The 13340-nt window shown below is 51.8% G+C and carries 17 protein-coding genes; 13 read left to right on the top strand and 4 right to left on the bottom strand.

Annotation, left to right across the window (positions count from 1 at the left end; translation table 11 throughout):
- Nucleotides 1–8 precede the first annotated feature (8 nt).
- From pepP to CBR65_RS11665, 12 genes are all read left to right on the top strand, one after another.
- Complete coding sequence (gene pepP, locus CBR65_RS11720) at nt 9–1322, top strand: Xaa-Pro aminopeptidase (protein WP_087467017.1); 1314 nt, start codon at nt 9–11, stop codon at nt 1320–1322.
- 45 nt (nt 1323–1367) lie between these two features.
- Complete coding sequence (ubiH, locus tag CBR65_RS11715; RefSeq protein WP_087467016.1) at nt 1368–2639, top strand: 2-octaprenyl-6-methoxyphenyl hydroxylase; 1272 nt, start codon at nt 1368–1370, stop codon at nt 2637–2639.
- Nucleotides 2636–3856, top strand: a complete 1221-nt coding sequence (locus CBR65_RS11710) for a UbiH/UbiF/VisC/COQ6 family ubiquinone biosynthesis hydroxylase (protein ID WP_087467015.1) — start codon at nt 2636–2638, stop codon at nt 3854–3856. Before ubiH ends, CBR65_RS11710 begins: the two co-directional genes overlap by 4 nt.
- Nucleotides 3857–3885: 29 nt before the next feature.
- On the top strand, nt 3886–4380 hold the full coding sequence (locus CBR65_RS11705) for an MgtC/SapB family protein (protein WP_087467014.1): 495 nt from the start codon (nt 3886–3888) through the stop codon (nt 4378–4380).
- Between the two features lie 101 nt (nt 4381–4481).
- A complete protein-coding gene (locus tag CBR65_RS11700) occupies nt 4482–5531 on the top strand; it encodes a Gfo/Idh/MocA family oxidoreductase (RefSeq protein ID WP_087467013.1) in 1050 nt (349 codons plus the stop codon).
- A gap of 47 nt (nt 5532–5578) precedes the next feature.
- Nucleotides 5579–5941 carry a hypothetical protein gene (locus CBR65_RS11695; RefSeq protein ID WP_232461181.1) on the top strand — a complete coding sequence of 121 codons (363 nt, stop codon included), beginning with the start codon at nt 5579–5581 and terminating at the stop codon, nt 5939–5941.
- A gap of 275 nt (nt 5942–6216) precedes the next feature.
- Nucleotides 6217–6444, top strand: coding sequence for a cold-shock protein (locus CBR65_RS11690; RefSeq protein ID WP_087469045.1), 228 nt, complete (start codon nt 6217–6219; stop codon nt 6442–6444).
- Nucleotides 6445–6592: 148 nt separating this feature from the next.
- Nucleotides 6593–6910: a DUF3301 domain-containing protein gene (locus CBR65_RS11685; RefSeq protein WP_087467011.1), complete on the top strand. Its 318-nt coding sequence runs from the start codon at nt 6593–6595 to the stop codon at nt 6908–6910.
- A gap of 217 nt (nt 6911–7127) precedes the next feature.
- Nucleotides 7128–7694, top strand: coding sequence for a hypothetical protein (locus CBR65_RS11680; protein ID WP_087467010.1), 567 nt, complete (start codon nt 7128–7130; stop codon nt 7692–7694).
- Between the two features lie 44 nt (nt 7695–7738).
- Nucleotides 7739–8290: a bacterioferritin gene (locus CBR65_RS11675; protein ID WP_232461180.1), complete on the top strand. Its 552-nt coding sequence runs from the start codon at nt 7739–7741 to the stop codon at nt 8288–8290.
- Nucleotides 8291–8359: 69 nt separating this feature from the next.
- Complete coding sequence (locus CBR65_RS11670; protein WP_087467009.1) at nt 8360–8764, top strand: GNAT family N-acetyltransferase; 405 nt, start codon at nt 8360–8362, stop codon at nt 8762–8764.
- Between the two features lie 13 nt (nt 8765–8777).
- On the top strand, nt 8778–9347 hold the full coding sequence (locus tag CBR65_RS11665) for an NUDIX hydrolase (protein ID WP_087467008.1): 570 nt from the start codon (nt 8778–8780) through the stop codon (nt 9345–9347).
- 11 nt (nt 9348–9358) lie between these two features.
- Here CBR65_RS11665 and CBR65_RS11660 read toward each other — a convergent pair whose 3' ends face one another.
- Complete coding sequence (locus tag CBR65_RS11660) at nt 9359–10354, bottom strand: metal-dependent hydrolase (protein WP_087467007.1); 996 nt, start codon at nt 10352–10354, stop codon at nt 9359–9361.
- Between the two features lie 99 nt (nt 10355–10453).
- On the opposite strand from CBR65_RS11660, the gene CBR65_RS11655 reads away from it, so the two are divergent.
- The gene (locus tag CBR65_RS11655) at nt 10454–11179 is read left to right on the top strand and encodes a 16S rRNA (uracil(1498)-N(3))-methyltransferase (protein WP_087469043.1); all 726 of its coding nucleotides are present in this window, start codon (nt 10454–10456) and stop codon (nt 11177–11179) included.
- On the opposite strand, the gene CBR65_RS22300 is transcribed toward CBR65_RS11655, so the two are convergent.
- Genes CBR65_RS22300 through CBR65_RS11640 form a run of 3 tightly spaced genes read right to left on the bottom strand, consistent with a single transcriptional unit; the run spans nt 11180 to nt 13338 of the window.
- On the bottom strand, nt 11180–11791 hold the full coding sequence (locus CBR65_RS22300; RefSeq protein WP_087467006.1) for a hypothetical protein: 612 nt from the start codon (nt 11789–11791) through the stop codon (nt 11180–11182).
- Nucleotides 11792–11840: 49 nt separating this feature from the next.
- On the bottom strand, nt 11841–12329 hold the full coding sequence (locus CBR65_RS11645; protein WP_087467005.1) for a chemotaxis protein CheW: 489 nt from the start codon (nt 12327–12329) through the stop codon (nt 11841–11843).
- A gap of 28 nt (nt 12330–12357) precedes the next feature.
- Entirely contained in the window at nt 12358–13338 is a 981-nt protein-coding gene (locus CBR65_RS11640) for a chemotaxis protein CheB (RefSeq protein ID WP_232461179.1), read from the bottom strand.
- Between the last annotated feature and the right edge of the window lie 2 nt (nt 13339–13340).

The raw sequence follows: 13340 nt of genomic DNA, 5'->3' as shown, positions 1-13340 counted from the left end.
TCGTCGCTATGAGAATTACCAAGCAGGAGTTCGCTCGCCGTCGCAAAACCCTGATGGGGCTAATGGAACCCAACAGTATCGCCATTGTGGCTGCCGCACCGGAAAAACCGCGCAGCCGTGACACGGATTATCCTTACCGGCAGGACAGTGATCTGTTTTACCTGTCCGGGTTTTCCGAGCCGCAAACGGTTCTGGTTTTGATTCCGGGTCGCCCCCACGGGGAATATGTATTGTTTGTGCGTGAGCGCGATCGCGAACGGGAAATCTGGGACGGGTATCGCGCGGGTCCGGAAGGGGCGTGCAGCGAATACGAAGCCGATGATGCATTTCCTATCGACGACATAGATGACATTCTGCCCGGCTTGATCGAAGGCCGTGAGCGTGTCTATTACGCTATGGGCAAGGACAGCGAATTTGATAAACAGGTGATGGATTGGGTCAACACCATCCGCGCCAAGGTGCGCTCCGGCGCGACGCCGCCGGGTGAGTTTCTCGACCTGAGTCATTTTCTCCACGACATGCGTTTATTCAAAAGCGCAGCAGAATTACGTGTGATGCGCGAAGCCGGTGAAATTTCTGCCCGTGCCCATGTCCGCGCAATGAAACTGTGCAAGCCGGGCCTGATGGAGTATCAGCTTGAGGCCGAAATCCTGCACGAATTCGGCATGAACGGCGCCCGCGCCCCGGCATATAACAGCATCGTGGGTGGTGGTAAAAATGGCTGCATCCTGCATTACATTGAAAACAGCGCGTCGTTAAAAGGCGGCGACCTGGTGCTGATTGACGCAGGGTGCGAGTTGGAAAGTTACGCAGCCGACATCACCCGGACCTTTCCCGTTAACGGCAAATTCACCCCGGAACAAAAGGCGTTATACGAGATTGTGTTGCGCGCCCAGGAAGCCGCCATTGCCACGGTAAAACCGGGCAACCATTGGAATGATCCGCACAATGCTACTGTGCAGGTGATTACCGAGGGGCTGGTGGAGCTGGGGCTACTGGAAGGCAAGGTGGAGGAGCTGATCGCTGCCGAGGCTTACAAAGAATTCTACATGCACCGCGCCGGCCACTGGCTGGGTATGGATGTGCATGACGTGGGCGATTACAAGGTCGGTGGTGAATGGCGTGTGCTGGAGCCAGGCATGGTTCTGACCGTTGAGCCGGGCATTTATGTCGCGCCGGATAACGAACGCGTCGCCAAAAAGTGGCGCGGTATTGGCATTCGCATTGAAGATGACGTGGCCATCACCAAAGACGGGTATGAGATTCTCACCAAAGATGTGCCAAAACGTGTCGATGAAATTGAAGCGCTGATGGCGGGTTAACCCCGCCGCTCGCTCCGCTCCGATTAATAACACCAGCCGTTACGCATGACCTCAAACGAGCAATTTGATATCGCCATTATTGGCGGCGGCATGGTGGGTACCAGTCTCGCCAGTTTGCTGTCGGCCAGTGGCTGCGGCTGGCGGATTGCCTTGATCGAAGCCAACCCGTTTTTAGCTACCGATACCACCTCGAACTACACCTCCCATTTTGATGCGCGCTCTACAGCCTTGTCTCACGGCAGCGTCGAGATCTTCCGTGAGCTTGGAATCTGGAATCAGCTGCAACAACATGCAACGCCGATTCGCCAGGTACATGTGTCGGATCGCGGCCATTTTGCTGGCAGCGTTATTGACGCTCGCGAACAGGGTATTGATGCGGTTGGCCATGTGCTGGAAAACACCTGGCTGGGTCAGGTGCTGGCGAATCATGTGCAGCAACAAACCGACATTCATTGCTATTCGCCGGCGCGCGTACAGCAGTTGATCCCGCAGCAACAGGGGGCGCGCCTGCGACTGGATTACCAGGGCATAACCGTCGAGCTGCAATGCCGGTTGGCGATCATTGCCGACGGTGGCGACTCGCCCTTGCGACGCGCCCTGGGTATCGAAACTGACATAAAGGACTATCGGCAGACGGCATTGATTGCCAATGTTGAGTTTTCCGAATCCCATCGAGGTGTGGCTTACGAGCGTTTTACCGATCAGGGGCCGCTGGCGCTTTTACCTTTGGGTGAAACGGAGCAGGGGCAACGGGCAGCACTGGTGTGGACACTTCCACCGGCAAAAGCACAGCACCACATGAGCCTGGATGACGCAGCGTTTCTCGCGCAACTGCAACAAGTCTTCGGACATCGTCTGGGACGCTTTGTACGCCTGAGCCAGCGCCAGGCGTTTCCGTTACAACTGATTACGGCGTGTGAACAAATTCGTTCCGGTGTCGTGTTGGTGGGTAATGCCGCGCACTTTTTGCATCCAGTGGCGGGGCAGGGTTTTAATCTTGCATTGCGCGATGGTGTGGTATTAACCGAGATGTTGACGGAAGTGCACCGACTGCAAAAAGCGCCGGGTGAACTTGCGGGTTTACAAACTTATATTGAACGGCAGCAGCGCGACCAGGCGCTCACGATCACGTTCAGTGATCGCCTGGTACGTTTATTTTCATCGGACCATTTACCTTTAATTGCTTTGCGCCACTTGGGATTTATCAGCCTGGCGGCGCTGCCGATTGCCAAACATTATTTTGCTGAACACACCATGGGAACCGCCGGACGCAGTCCGCGCTGGCGCGCCTCCGGTTTTGAAACGGAATCCTCATGAACCATTCTCCGCACGACTATGATCTGATCCTGGTGGGTTCCGGCCTGGTCGGTGCCAGCCTGGCCTGTGCGCTGGCGATGCTGGAGACAGGAAGGCAATTGCGCATCGCCATGATTGAAGCTGGCGGCGATATGCCGCGCTACAGCGGTGGGCAATTTGATCCGCGCGTGGTCGCGCTCACACCGGCATCCCGGCATTGGCTTGAGCGGTTGCAGGTGTGGGAAGCGATCCGGCAAGCGCGTGCTTGCACCTATCGCGATATGCATGTGTGGGACGGCGAAGGCACGGCCGCGATCCATTTTTCCAGCGCGGATGTGCGGCAGGATTGCCTGGGTCACATTGTCGAAAACTCTATCGCTGTGCGTGCTTTGCGTGAACGATTAGCACAGTTGCCGCAGGTTGAGGTGATGCAGCCGGTCAGCATCGTCGAGTTGCGTGGACCGCAGCCTATGCAGCCCGGTGTGCAGGTTACCTTGAGTAATGGCGATACGCTGCAAGCGCCACTTTTGGTCGCGGCCGATGGTGCGCAATCTCGCGTGCGGGAAATGGCCGCGTTTCGCACGCGCGAGTGGGATTATCAACAACAGGCAATTGTGACCACCGTCCGAACCAGCCAATCCCATGAGCACACCGCCTGGCAACGATTTATGTATACCGGCCCACTGGCTTTTTTACCTTTGCAGGAAGCGGGTGATACGCATCATTGCTCCATTGTCTGGTCAGCGGATACGCCCTTGGCGGAAGAGTTGATGGCATTGGACGCGGCTGCCTTTTGTGAGCGACTGGGTTTTGCCTTTGAACATCGCCTGGGAAACATTGAGCACTGTGCAGAGCGTTTTTGTGTGCCTCTACGTCAGCGTCATGCGCAGCAATACTGTCAGCCGGGTATCGTGCTGGTGGGTGACGCCGCACACAATATTCATCCACTGGCCGGGCAGGGCGTAAACCTCGGCTTGTTGGATGCCGCGGCCTTAACCAATGAGATTGAACGCGCACTGGTGCGTAATATTCCCTTGGCCGACTATTCGATTTTGCGGCGCTACCAGCGTCAGCGTCTCGCGGGAAATCTCGGCATGATGAGTGCGATGGAAGGTTTCAAACGGTTGTTCGGCCATCGCTCGCTGGAAGTTACCCTGTTGCGCAATATCGGGCTGCAAACATTTAATGATTTACCGTTGTTGAAAAATTATCTGGTGAAACAGGTTATGGGGGTGTAAATGATGGGTATTAACCGCAAGGGTGCGTTATGACGATTGCTGACATTATCTCGATTGCACCTTTCCAATGGCACTCTATCGGTACGGCAGTGTTGTGTGGTTTTATCATCGGCCTTGAGCGGCAACTGCGCGGCAAGCCAGTGGGTATTCGCACCTCGACCCTGATCACCCTGGGAACCTATATTTTTATTTCATCGGCGACGCTGGTTCAGACAGATGCCACTGATCCATCGCGGATTATCGGGCAGGTGATTACCGGTATCGGTTTTCTCGGTGCAGGTGTTATGTTAGCCCGTGATGGTGTGGTGCTCGGCGTCACGTCTGCCGCTACCATCTGGGCGCTGGCTGCTATTGGTGTGTGTATCGCGGTTGGCTATGAACTAACGGCTATCAAGCTCTCCCTCATTGTTGTGTTTGTACTCACCGGTGTGGATTTGCTGGAGGATTACTCCCAGGCATTAACGCGTGGTGTGCATCGGAAATATCAAGGCTGGCGCGATCGTTCAAAGCACAGCTCGGATTAATCCCGGCGCTCTTCTTTTTCCCGTGTAAGGTTATGTTGAGTTGTCCTGCCAGGCAGCTCTTTCTATAACCAGCGCATCTCTCCTGCTAACCGGATTTATGTATGTCTAACAGATTGCGTGTAGCTTTGGCTGCTTATGGTATGTCCGGCCGTTTATTCCACGCTCCCTTCATTCAGGCGAATCCTGATTTCGAATTGACAACAATTCTGGAGCGCTCACGCACGGATTCCAAAGAGCAGTTCCCCACTGCCAGAATCGTGCGTGACTATGACGATATTTTGCAAGATGCCTCTATTGATATTGTCGTGGTCAATACGCCGAACTCCATGCACTACACCATGACAGAAGCTGCCTTGTTGGCAGGCAAGCATGTCATTGTTGAAAAACCTTTTACGCCAACAGTAGCGGAAGGTGAAGCGCTGGTGACGCTGGCGCAACAACAGGGCTTGATGCTATCGGTGTATCACAATCGTCGTTTTGCTTCTGGTTATCGTACGGCGCGTCAGTTATTGGCAGAGTCCGGCGTGGGTGAATTAAGAAGTTTTACCATGACCCTTGAGCGTTATCGGCCGCAACCCGGACCGAAAAAATGGAAAGAAGAACACAATCCGGCGGCGGGACTGTTTTATGACATGGGCATTCATCTGCTGGATGAATCCTTGTTGTTATTTGGTTTGCCGCAATCATTAACTGCCGACTTGCGCATCCAGCGACAAGCGAGTCAGGTCAATGATTACTTTGATGTACGGCTCGATTATCCTGGCTTTCATGTAAACCTCAAAGGTTCATTGCTGGCACGTGAGCCGGCGCCTGCTTATGTTATTCACGGCGAAAAAGGCACCTATATCAAACAGCAGCAGGATGTTCAGGAACCGCGACTGCTTGCCGGTGTGACACCCACCGCACCAGGATGGGCGGAGGAGAGCGAGAGTGAATGGGGTCTGCTGCACAACGATGAAGGCCGACAAAAATACCCGACCGTGACCGGCGATTATCAGGATTTTTATCGAAATGTTCATGCCCATTTATGCGTCAACGAGCAGTTGCTGACGCCGCCGCAACAGGCGTTATTGGCGCTGCGCATGCTTGAACTTGCATTATTGAGTTCACAACAGCAGCGCACATTGCCAGTGCATTTTTCTGAACGCTGACAGCAAATTGTGCAATTGGTGTAGATTGGTAACACATAAAAGTTTTAATGGTACTGATGATGGCAAAGGTGACAGTTGTAACAAAAATATTGAATGTTTTATTGCAGTTGATATTGCTGATATCCCTCATGGGATTTGTAAGCTTTGCCAATGTGTATGGTTTTTTTTGGGCAGCGGTTACCGGCGTGATCCTTTTTGGCGTTAACCGTCAACAACGTTGGGCTTACTTTGCGTGCGCAGCCTGGGCGCTGGCCTGTTATCAATTGGCAAAACAAGGTTATGAATTTGAAAGTGTTAAGCGCTGGGTGATGTTGCTGGGGTTTTTGGTTATCGGTTTGGCAATTTATCTTCATGAAACATTGGGCAAAAAGGCTGCGACAAATAACGCGCGTGAAAGTGATCAAGGTTAATTGCCTATGCAGCGTTTGATTTCCATTATAAAAAACGTCGAATATTGTCTAAATTCATCCATAATCTCTTGAACTCGCATAGGCGAAGTGCTTTAATTTTGAACTGCTACAGATTGAGATTCGTCCAAAGACTACGGCTTTTGTGAGGTTCCCTCCGCTTGCTCGGCCCCTTGGTACGCACCACGACCTTAGCAATAGCTTTATTAATAAGCTATTTCACCCTGGCTTTTAATAAAGTCGGTTTTAATGTTTGGTCAGCATCGCTGACTTTTATAATGCAAGACGAGGAAAGTATGTCAGATCTGGTCTCTGGTGTTGTTAAATGGTTTAACGACGACAAAGGTTACGGTTTTATTGAGCGTGAAGGTGGTTCAGACGTGTTTGTTCACTTCCGTGCTATCAACGGCACCGGTCGTAGAACGCTCAAAGAAGGTCAAAAAGTGACTTTCGAAGTGACTCAAGGTCAAAAAGGTCCGCAAGCGGAGAACGTAACTCCTCTCTAAGAGCAGTTATGTTTCAAGGGGATGACGATCATTTTCACCATCCCCTTTATCCTCACCTCTGACGTCGAGTCATTGGTGTTAATCCCTCTTTTGTGCTGAAGCCGGTAGTTCGGTAGTTGTTTCAGTTCCTTTCTGTGTTTAACCGCTCATGCTTGATATCACCGCAATCTTCTGGCTTATCCTGTTCGGTTTGATCCTGTACTACTGGTTTAATGCCCTGAGGATCAAAGATATTGCATTTGCTGCGGCGCAACGTCATTGCAGTGAGATGCAAGTGCAGATGCTCGACCAGAGTGTGTATCTGCGCCGTTTGTGGTTTAAGCGTGATAACCGCGGACAATTCCGTTTCTGGCGTGCGTTTTATTTTGAATTTACCGTGACTGGTGAAGATCGTTATACCGGGCGCGTATTAATGCTGGGTCCACATCTTAACTCTGTGCAATTGGACCCGCATCGCTTTCATTGATTTACCTTTTCAATTTCCCATCTTGCTATTTCCTCTCAAAAATACGGCTTGTTGGCATTAATGTTTGCAAGCGTACTGAATCCGCCAAGGCAGACGCGCAAGCTATTATCGTCTGTTTATTTCATGTCTGCGCCATGTCATGCAGCGAAAACCAATGGCTGTATTCATCACATGTCGTGCCATGAAGCAATATTTTTCAACCAGGATGGTCGGCACAATGAACCGTTTATTGATTCATAAACTGGCGGGTTTTTCTTTCGCCTTGATGTGTGTAGCGATGTGTTTAACTAAGGCAGTTCACGCGGTACCTTTTTCGTCATCGCCAGAGTATGAAGCCAATATGCAGCGTGCAGAAAAAGAGTATGTTGCCGCACGCAAATTATGCGATGCATTGAAAGATCATCCGCAGGATGTTTGTATCGCTGAGGCAAAAGCGGAAAGAAAACGGCAGGAAGCAGATGCGGAAGCCGCCGAAAAAAATACCCCTGAGGCTAAAACCAAGGCATTGATTACCTATGCAGACGCTGCGTTGGATGTGGCTAAAATCAAGTGCGAAGGTCATAAGGGCAATGAACAGGATATTTGTCTCAAACGTGCGCAGTTGGAATATCAGCAGCGTGTGAGCGTGGCAGAGGCAAATCAAAAAGTAAGGGATGCACATCAGGACGCATTGGATGAAATTAGCGAGGCGGATTATCAACTGGCGCTGGAAAAATGCGAGCGTCTGATGGGCGACGAAAAAAAATCCTGTGTTGATCAGGTAAAAGCGCGATTCAACAAATAACAGGTAAGTGTATTTTCTGAAAATAATCACTGACGAGAGTAAAGATGATGAATGAAAATTTCTCTTTCACAGATGTGGCGACCTTGCGCGAGCAGGCTCGTGCCCATACAGAAGACGGGGCCGTGACCGCCGGTTATCGGCTCGATCGTGAACGCTTACTGCAACTGTTAAATGAAGCGCTGGCGACCGAATTGGTTTGTACAATGCGCTATCGCCGGCACCACTTTGTTGCTCATGGTTTGCGTGCCCAGTCGGTGGCCGAAGAATTTATGGTTCACGCGAATCAGGAGCTGGCTCACGCCGATCAGATCGCTGCACGTATTGTTCAATTGGGTGGCGAACCGGATTTTTCTCCAGCTACATTACAGGCGCGCAGCCACGCGGAATATGTCGAAGGGGAAACCTTGCAGGATATGATTCGCGAGAATTTGGTTGCTGAACGGATTGCCATCGAAAGCTATCGGGAATTAATCCAATACATCGGTGACGCTGATCCGACCACGCGCCGTATGCTTGAAGATATCCTGGCGGTTGAAGAAGAGCATGCTGATGAACTGGCAGATTGGTTGCCGCCTAAGGGTTCTGCGCTCGACTGAGTATCGACGTTTCCCGTCTGTTCCCAACGCGCTATGATAGAGGCCTGTTGATCAACGGGCTTTATCATCATGTCAATTACCTACCGGGACGATGCCGTCCTCACGCCAGAAGAAGCCATCGCGCTATATCAAAAATCTACCTTGGGTGAACGACGCCCGGTTGATCGGCCCGATGTTTTTGCGGGCATGTTGAAGAACGCTAATTTAATCGTGACCGCTTGGGATGATTCTCGATTGGTTGGTATCGCCAGATCCTTGACCGATTTCACCTACGTTACTTACCTCGCAGACCTCGCCGTTGATGTGGACTACCAGCATCAAGGTATCGGCAAGCAATTAATTGCAGAAACACAACGCCGTGTAGAGCCTGAATGCATGATTGTATTGCTCGCTGCACCCAAGGCTAACGATTATTATCCCAAGCTGGGATTTACCCACAACCCGCGCGCATGGATGCTGAAAAGCGATTATTGAGAGAAATCAAACCATGGCAGATGAAACTGTTCTCACCACAAAAATCGGTGGATGGCGCGTCAGGTCATCTGCAACCGTTTACGAAAATCCCTGGATAAAAGTCTCCCATGAAAACGTCATCACACCCAGAGATACGCAAGGTATTTATGGCGTGGTGCATTTCAAAAACACCGCTGTTGGCGTGGTGCCTATTGATGACGAAGGTAATACCTGGTTGGTCAGACAAAGTCGTTACACGTTAAATCAATATACCTGGGAAATTCCGGAAGGCGGGTGTCCGGTGGATGAAGAACCTTTGGCCGCTGCGCAACGGGAGTTGGAGGAGGAGGTAGGGCTGCGCGCGCAGCGCTGGGATTTTTTAATGAACCTGCATCTGTCTAACTCTGTCACCGATGAAGTGGCGCAGGTATTTGTTGCGCGCGGCTTATTTTCCGGCCAACAAAATCTGGAAGCTTCTGAAGATATCGAGCTAAAAAAATTATCCTTGCAAGAGGCTATTGCCATGGTAAAACGCGGTGAGATTACTGATGCTATTTCAGTGGCCGCGTTGCTGCGTCTGGCGGCTGACAATATATCTTTCTGATTCACAGTCTTCTATTTTCCTTGCAGCATTTTTATCAACGCTTCCCGCATTTTCGGTGTAAAAGATCGGTCCACAACAAAGTCTGTTGATGCATCAGGATTCATTGGATCAATACGAATACCCCACATCGGTTCCACACTGTCAGGCAACATAGCGTAACGCAGATCACCGACAAAATTTTCGTGCTGCGGGTGGGTTACCAGCATACGATCTGCCAAGGCAAAAAAACGCGTGAGGTCGCGATAAGCACGGGAATCCGGCGGTAAATCTTTCCAGAAAGCTGGTTCAATTAAAGTAACCGATGTACCCTGGTAAATCTTCGCTTCACTGGACCAACAGACGCGAATCGCATCAGTCCAGGCCCTACCATCTTCTATTGTGATAGCGCGCCATAAAAATAAATTGGCTAAGGTTGGTTTAATGATAATTCGTGAAGGTGTAACGCCGCGTTGTGCAGCCAATGCTTCTGCAGTGTGATAAGCGCGTTGATGTTGCACGGCTCCTACTGAGAGATATACAACGGCACCAACTAATCCGAGCCAGCACCAGCGTTGTTGGTGGGTGTAGATCGCGCTACCCAGCGCGCCGATAAGTATCAGGCTGAACAGGGGATCAACCACGGCGATAATACTGAGTGATATGGGTTTATCCATCAGCGGCCATAGCAAATGGGTGCCATAACTGGTGCACACATCCAGCAGACACGCGGACACATAGCCAATCAAGGCATAGAGATATAATTGTCTTTTGTTCATATAACGACGAAACACGAACCACAGAAACAAGCTCGCCAGCAAAGCACCAATGGGCGCAAAAAATAATGAATGGCTGAAGTGACGGTGATAGGTGAGTGTCATCAGAACATCGTCTGCGCTGCGAATCAGTACGTCCAGATCTGGTAGCAACGCGGCAATAGCACCGACGCCACTAGCTGCCCGAGCATGCTGTCGTTGGCTGATTGACTGGGCGGCAACTGCGCCGAGTAACGCGTGGGTCACTATATCCATAATCGATTATTGCTGTTGATTGTCCGACCACTTTACTACAATTTGCTGGCCGCGCTGATAAGCAGCGGGCCTCCAGAAATTTATATGAGTCATTTTGTCATGCGTGTACCCCGATTATTTACCTCGCACTCGTTGGCCTGTGGCCAATTCCTCGAATTGGAAGAGGCTGCGTCCCATTATCTGGGTAAAGTCCTGCGCATGCAGCCGGGGCGGGAACTGGTGTTATTCAATGGGCAGGGCGGTGAATATCAGGCGCAGATTACCGGTATCAGTAAAAAGCAGGTGACAGTCGCAGTCGGTGAGTTTTCTGCGGATGATCGTCAATCGCCCTTGCAGTTGGAGTTAGCCATCGGCGTGTCGCGCGGTGAGCGTATGGATTGGGTTTTACAGAAGGCGACCGAGTTGGGTGTTACCCACATTACACCGCTGTTGACTGAGCGCACCGAAGTTAAATTGGCGGGTGACCGGCAGGATAAAAAATTACAGCATTGGCAGCAGATCCTGGTCAGTGCGTGTGAACAGTGCCAGCGTAATATCCTGCCGTTACTCAGTGAACCCCTCAGCCTGAATGATTGGTTGGCGAGCGTGAGTGCCCAGCACAAATTTGTCTTGCATCATCGCGATAGTCGCGGCTTATCCGACGATGAGGACGTATCCAGTGTCGCCCTGTTGATCGGCCCGGAGGGTGGTTTATCCGATCAGGAGATTGAGCAGGCGCGGGCAAAAGAGTTTGCGCCACTCACGCTGGGACCGCGCGTGTTGCGCACCGAGACTGCGCCGATAGCGGCGATCAGTCTGGTGCAATATCGATGGGGTGATCTCTGATCAAGCCGTCGGTGGAGAGGATGACGCCGACGAAGATGATGACGAAGAGGACGATGAAGAAGAGCTTGAGCTGGATGATGACGGCCACTGAATCTCTTCAGAGAAGATCAGCTTCTCGCGGCTCTCGACAAAAAAGAAACGAAAGGGCCTCTCATCGCAACTATTCGCAGTGTCGTCTTCACGATTTTCGAACTCCAGGGTAACTCTAACCACCGCATCGTTTTCTTCCTGTGCAGTGGCTCGGCGAAACACTAACCTATCGGTGCACGGATTGAGATCGCGCGAGCCCGCGTCATATAAGATAACCTGGCCGCGCTCAAAGTCCGGTTCATCGATAACTTCATTGGTGTATTTGTCGTATACCTCGTAGTACTCGGTCTCATCGCGCATGACTTGCAGGCGCCTGGTGCTGTCTTCTGGCAGAATCGGGTCATTACCCATCACCAATGAATCGATATCAACCGCTACAACATCCACATCATCCTCATCATCGCCATCGCCCGGATCAAACGGCTCATCACGAGAACCGCCACAGCCTTGAAGGCTGATCAAGCCAGCGAGCAAAAGTGTTGCGAAGGACAGTTTTTTTCCTGAAAACCTGAATGTCGACATGGGTAAGCGTAATCCGTGTGTTATGAGGTATGAGTGCGTCTGGCAGGCATCAATAAGAAACCGCGCCCGCGCGGTAATCAAGCAATGCTTGTTCCATCCGGCTGACGTCGGGGATAACAGCATCCTCTCCGGCCCATGAGACATACATCAATTCGAAAGGTTTCTTATCGCCTTCGCGCTCGCGAATCTCTTCTTCATTCACCCGCGCCAGACGGGGCAGGCCTTGGGTGACGATGGCAATGAAGGGTAAATCATCGCTGATGCCGGTACTGTTAAGTACCGCAAAACGCGCGCGACTGCTGGTGCCGCCTTTGGGGTCACCGTTGAGGGTTTCAAATGAAAGCACAGGCACTTTCTGCTCGCGCCATATGCAGTCGCCCAGATACCAGTTGGGTGCATCGCTGACCGGCAAAACCTGCGTGATAGGAACGATTTCCGCAACCGAAACGTTGGGAAGCAATAACAGACAGTCGTTCAGGGGTACCAGCAGACTGGCGACTTCCTGAATTTTCTTTTCTAGGCGTTGTGGGGCTCTCATGGGAGCGCTTTCCTTCAAAGGGTTAAGATTAAAAACTTGATAATGTAGTCGGTTGATAACGGCGATATTGCCGACTGAACCTGGCTAATTGCTGCGCTAATTCCTGTGGCGTTCCGCTGAAACCGACGCAGTTCGTTGCCAGGGCTGCCTCGGGCATGGAGGAGCTGGTACAGCTCGCCGGTGTTTGAACCCACACCTGGCCACCCTGTTGCTTGATTAGCCGGGCGCTGGCCGCGCCGTCATCGCCCATGCCGGTAAATACGATCAAGCCACTGCGTTCCCGATAGATTCTGGCCACGTTGGCAACCACTTGATCAATGGAAGGCGCATAACATCCCCCCCAGGGTTTTTCGCTCACCAACAAGGTGCCGTTTTCCAGAATATCCACGCGTCGTTCGGCACTGATCAGGGTAATTCCATCGGGCTGTAGCACGGCGCCCTGGCAAGCCAGCGCGGCGGGGTAATGCCCGGCCCCGCTCATCATGCGTATCAGGGTGGTCGAGTAATGGGCATCAATATGTTGCACATAAACAAAAGCGATACCCAGCTCCGCTGGCAAGTGGCTGATAAATTCCTTAACCGCCGCCGGACCGCCGGTGGACGCCGCCAAAACCCAGAGGCGTGGTGCGCGCTCGGTCTGTTGCAGGTTGATATCCCCGCTCAGGCGTTGAAGCCTTTCGGTCGTCCGGCGCAGCCAGGCCTTATGTTCGTCACTGCCTTCACTGTACTCGCTGCTGTCGCTGAGGATAACCGGAACAGTAGCGTTTTCTAACAAGTGCTCGACAAACTGATCATGTGCCAAGTGGGTTTCATTTTGTTCAGTGTTGGCGGAATGATCCGCCGTCACATCGACAATCCAGGCATCCACGGGCGTGTCCGGTGTAGCGGGGGCTGCATTCAATAAGATAGTGATGCAAGCAACCTGATGTCCCGCCTGTGTTACCAGACCGGTGAGATAGTGTTGTTTGACCGCAGAATCCACCAGGATGCCGACACGCAGTGCACACACGA

It is taken from the genome of Cellvibrio sp. PSBB006 (assembly GCF_002162135.1).
Taxonomy (GTDB): domain Bacteria; phylum Pseudomonadota; class Gammaproteobacteria; order Pseudomonadales; family Cellvibrionaceae; genus Cellvibrio.
This window is presented reverse-complemented; position numbering and strand designations above follow the sequence as displayed.